At 58.4% G+C, this 1,581-nt stretch carries 1 protein-coding gene; it reads left to right on the top strand.

Translation table 11 applies throughout. The features are described from left to right. A partial coding sequence (locus tag EAE89_RS22780) for a type VI secretion system Vgr family protein (RefSeq protein WP_214086644.1) occupies nucleotides 1-1,581 on the top strand: 1,581 nt, incomplete at both ends.

Genomic DNA, 1,581 nt, shown 5'->3' on the forward strand with positions numbered 1-1,581 from the left:
ACCGCTGGATGTGCTGGCGTTTACCGGACAGGAATATTTAAGCCAGCCTTTTTGCTACACCATTGAATTTACCAGCCCGGAGAAGGCGATTGCGCCGGCGCAGATGCTGATGCAGGACGCCTCATTTACCCTGACTTCCCCGCCGGTTAATCCGGGTCTGCGCGGGATGCCGGTGGTCCCCCCGGCGCCATTGCGTACGGTATATGGGGTGATCAGTGGCTTTAAACTGCTGTCTACCTCGCGGGATGAAAGCCATTACGAGGTGACGCTGGTGCCCCGGCTGGCCCTGTTGGCGAACAGCCATCAGTCGGCGATTTACCAGAATATGTCGGTGCCGGAGATTGTGGAAAAAATCTTGCGTGAACGGCACGATTTCCGGGGCCAGGATTTTTTATTCACGCTGGCTTATCCCTACCCGAAGCGGGAACAGGTGATGCAGTACGGCGAGGATGACCTGCGGTTTGTGCAGCGGCTGCTGGCGGAAGTGGGTATCTGGTACAAAGTGACGGCGGATGAGCGGCTGAACATTGACGTGGTGGAGTTTTACGACGACCAGCGCTACTACCAGTTTAACGTGTACCTGCCGGCCCGTTCTCCTTCGGGGATGCACGGCGGAGAGGCGGATGCGGTGTGGGGCATGGAAACCACCCATCAGGTGGTGGAAGGGAAAATCCTGACCCGGGATTACGACTACCGCGACGCGCTGCCGCGGTATGGGATGGATGTGGAGGCGGATGTGACGCGCGGGGACCCCACAACTTACGGGGAAGCTTACCATTACATCGATAACTACCGGGTACTGGGAAACCGTTACGCCATCGAACCGGAAGTGGAAAGCGGGGTGTTCTATGCCCGGCTGCACCACGAACGTTACCTGAATCAGCAAACCCGGCTGCGGGGGTTAACCACCTCGGCGACGCTGGTACCGGGGCAGGAGCTGAAAGTGCGGGGGGAGGCGCCGGAAGCTTTTCGTAAAGGCGCGATTATCACCGGTATCACCAGCGGCGCCCGCCGGGATAAAAGTTTTGAAATGGCATTCACCGCCATACCTTATTCAGAAACCGTGTGTTTTCGCCCGGCATTAATCCCGAAACCGGTGATGGCGGGCACATTACCGGCCAGAGTGACCAGTACTATCGTGAACGACCCGTACGGGGATATCGACAAAGACGGCTTGTATCGGGTGTCGTTTGACTTTGACCGGGCGAGTTGGCCGCAGGGGAGAGAAAGCCTGTGGGTACGGTTGGCGCGGCCCTATGCGGGGGACACCTACGGTTTTCACTGGCCGTTGCTGGCGGGGACGGAAGTGGCGATCGCATTTGAAGGGGGCGACCCGGATAGGCCCTATATCGCACACGCGCTGCACGACTCGAAACACCCGGATCACGTCGCATTTTATAACTACAAACGTAACGTGCTGCGCACGCCGGCGAATAACAAACTGCGGATGGATGACGAGCGCGGGAAAGAGCACATCAAACTCAGTACGGAATACGGCGGCAAGAGTCAGCTGAATCTGGGGCATCTTGTCGATGGTCAGCGCCCGCACCCGGATAAACGGGGCGAGGGCTTTGAACTGCG

Source organism: Photorhabdus heterorhabditis (assembly GCF_018448905.1).
In the GTDB taxonomy this organism is placed as follows: Bacteria; Pseudomonadota; Gammaproteobacteria; order Enterobacterales; family Enterobacteriaceae; genus Photorhabdus; species Photorhabdus heterorhabditis.